At 66.8% G+C, this 2,735-nt stretch carries 2 protein-coding genes; both read left to right on the plus strand.

The genetic code is table 11. From position 1 onward, the window contains the following. Positions 1-1,995, plus strand: a 1,995-nt coding sequence (locus tag AAGI46_16735; GenBank protein ID MEM1013854.1) for a hypothetical protein, incomplete at its 5' end; no start/stop codon positions are given. Beyond that, on the plus strand, positions 1,992-2,735 hold a 744-nt coding region (locus AAGI46_16740), incomplete at its 3' end, for a glycoside hydrolase family 27 protein (GenBank protein MEM1013855.1). The genes AAGI46_16735 and AAGI46_16740, both read left to right, overlap by 4 nt.

Below are 2,735 nucleotides of genomic sequence, written 5' to 3' on the forward strand. Positions count from 1 at the left end.
CGCGCACGAGGCCTGCCGGACCTCGGCGGTGAGGGCGGGCAGTGGATTCGCGACGTCGCCTTCGGACCCGATGGCAAGACTGCGATTTGGGGCACTGACGTCGGCGGACTGTACCGCTCGCTCGATGGCGGGATTACGTGGGAGCCGTGCAACGTCGGCTTCTTCCCACGCGGGACCAACAGCGTCGCCTTCGACCCGCGAGATGCCAATCGCATCATCGCCATTGGGGCCAACACGATTAGCTTCGATCGGCACGGCGTCTACCTTTCGACCGACCGTGGGGCGAGCTGGCGCAACGTCTTGCCCGCCCGCTACGCCGGCGTCTACGACGAACGCACGGCCGTCGCGTTCGATCCCAACAGCGATCGCGTCTTCTGGTCCCGCACGGCCAACGACCGCGCGGGCTACGGCGAGGGCGTCGACGAACCCGCTCTCTACGTCAGCGACGATCGCGGCGAGTCGTGGCGCGAACTTGCCGACAGTCGCCACCTCGGCGGGGCGTTCCTCTGCCACCATCCAACCGAGCCGGTGCTCTACATCGGCGGCCTCGACGGGGTCTATCAGCTTCGCGGTGACGATGCCTTGGCGACCAAGGTGAGCGATCTGGTCGTCACCGGGCTCGATGTGGCGGGCGAACGGCTGATCGCTTGCACCGAGAAACGCGTCGTTCGCAGCGACGACGGCGGCCGGACATGGGCAAACCTTCGGGGCGTAGCCGACGTCATTGAAGACGACACGACCTTCCGACGCGTCCGTGTCAGCCCAGCTGACGGCGATCGCTTTGGCCTGTATCACGAGCGGCCGGATTACAACTGGACACGCATCGTCACGCACGACGGCGGCGAGACGTTCGTCACCAGCACGTTCGAAGACGAGCTCAACTTCCTGCCGCTGAACGTGCGACAGCCACAGTTCGCGTGGCACCCGAACGACCCCGACATCGTCCTCGGGAGCGGCGGCGACTGGCCCAGCCGAAGCGACGACGGCGGCCGGACGTTCCGCTGGTCGGCGGGCGGCGTGAACAACATCTACTGTGCGACGGCCTTCCAGTTCTGCCCGAGCGATCCGGACACGCTGGTCCTTTCCAGCCAGGACTACAACGGCGGCGTCACGACGGACGGCGGCGCGACGTGGACGTACCTCAACGTCAGCGGACTGACCTGGGGCGGCTTCACCTACGGCGCGGCCGCCGCGTCATCACGCGAGCTGTTCATGGGCCTCGCCGACAGCTGGGGTGGCAGGCGTCGGCTCTGCACCAGCGACGACGGCGGGACGACATGGACACAACGCGCCGACATCTCCTGGGAACGCGATGGCGCTGACTTCGGCATCGACAACTGCCTGGTCTGTCCCGACGACAGCGACTTCCGGTTCGCCGGCCCATTCCGCAGCGCTGACGGCGGCGCGACATGGCAACGCATGGCGGGCTGCGACGGCGTCTGGTCGGCCGCGGCCGGCATGATCTTCGGCGTCGAGGCCTTCGTCAAAGAGGCCTACGCGGTCGTCAGTCGCGACCACGGCGAGACGTGGATCCGCATCGCCCGGATGAAGGGGCCTAAGGACTTCGCCTACGACGCCGAGCGTGATCGGCTGTATCTGATCGACGACAAGAAGCTCTTCAAGATCGAACGACTCAAGCCGTCGCTGGATCAGGAGGCGATCGTTACCCCAACCGAGATCGAGCTTCCAGGTGTCCCGGACGGTCTTCAAACGAACGAGATGCACAGCGTCGCGGTCGACCCGCGCAGGCCGTCGGTCGTCTACCTCTGCCGACACTCGAACGTCTTCAGCCATCCCGCCGCGGTCCTGCGCAGCACGGATGCCGGCGCGACGTGGAAGACGCTGACCCGTCGCACGCCGCTTTCGAGCAGCGAGCGTGACCCAGATCAGCTCGACGGTGCTCGCGAGGCGATGCGTGTTCGCGTCCATCCGACCACGGGCGAAGCGTGGTTCACGACGGGTTGCTATGGCATTTGGAAGTGGTCGCCCGCATGAATCTGCCGCCGCCGCATTGGCCGCCGCGTGGGTGGAACAGCTTCGACAGCTTCGGTGCCGTCGCCGACGAACGGGCAATCCTGGACAATCTCGACGTGCTCGTCGAGCGGCTCTTGCCGCACGGGTACGACACGCACGTGCTCGACATCGGTTGGTATCGCAGATATCACCGCGAGCCCGGACAGCGATTTCCGCAGGTCAGCGAGGCGACGCTGCTCGGCCACGAACTCGACGATTTCGGCCGGTATCTGCCGTGCCCGACGATGTTCCCCAACGGCATCAAGCCGCTCGCCGACGCCTGCCACGAGCGGGGCGTCCACTTCGGCATCCACCTGATGCGCGGCATCCCACGCGTCGCCGTCGAACGCGACCTGCCGATCTCCGGTGCGGAAGGCCTTCGCGCGAGCGACATCGCGGACACGAGCGACGTGTGCCCGTGGTGCGACGACAACTTCGGCGTCGACATGCGTCGGCCGGGAGCTCAGGCGTACTACGACAGCGTCTTTCGCCTGCTGGCCGAGTGGGGCGTGGATTACGTGAAGGTCGACGACATCGTCCCATACCCGCGCGAGATTCGCGCTGTCGCGGACGCCATCGCGCGCTGCGGTCGGCCGATGCGATTGAGCTTGTCGCCAGGTGACCTGACGTGCGTCGCACACCTGCCGGACTATCGCCGCGCCAACGCGCTGCGTGTGACGGCCGACGTGTGGGACCGACGCAACGACCTCGCCAAGGGACTC

Source organism: Planctomycetota bacterium (assembly GCA_038746835.1).
Classification (GTDB): Bacteria; Planctomycetota; Phycisphaerae; order Tepidisphaerales; family Tepidisphaeraceae; genus JBCDKH01.